The organism is Streptococcus sp. HMSC077D04 (assembly GCF_001808785.1).
Lineage (GTDB): Bacteria > Bacillota > Bacilli > Lactobacillales > Streptococcaceae > Streptococcus > Streptococcus mitis_BX.
This window is the reverse complement of the sequence record NZ_KV794440.1, coordinates 1-549: the sequence shown is the minus strand read 5'-3', so window position 1 is coordinate 549 and position 549 is coordinate 1. Positions and strand designations below refer to the sequence as shown.

Here is a 549-nt window from a genome sequence, read left to right as displayed (position 1 = left end):
AACTCTTAACATGTCTACATAGAGCTTAAGATCAATAGAATCATGTAACACTAGAACAATAACTTTGCTTAGGACAAAACGTAGGTATAAGATCCAGATGACTACAAGTAGCATCAGTAAAGCGAGTATTAAACCCCACCGTTTTGTTTCAGGTTGACGTTCTAAAAAAATTGCTAATGCTCCTATAATCATTGATATAATATAACTTAACTGACTAATAGTCTCAATTTGTAGAAGAATATTCTCTGTCGCCCTACTTACTATTTTTTCAATCAATTTCATATATTATTCCCCTTTATCATTAAAAATGGCTATTCCAATAAGAGTACTAGCTACTGCTCCCCATAGTAGTTTTACAGAACCCACAGCGGCCAACAAAGCAATAATTTCAGGGGCAAACGCTACAGTACCAACTACAGCAGCAGCTGCGACAATAGCCTCTCCTGGATGCTCTACAACCCAATTAAAAGCACTACCAACTACCTCACCAGTTGTTTTCAAAGCACCACTAACTACTTCACCAGTTGTATTAAAAGTTTGAGTGAGATG

At 36.6% G+C, this 549-nt stretch carries 2 pseudogenes; both read right to left on the bottom strand.

The features are described 5' to 3' along the window. Window positions 1–282: pseudogene (locus HMPREF2701_RS11265) on the bottom strand (hypothetical protein); the annotation flags it as partial. 3 nt (window positions 283–285) lie between these two features. After that, a pseudogene (locus HMPREF2701_RS11155) lies at window positions 286–549 on the bottom strand (hypothetical protein); the annotation flags it as partial.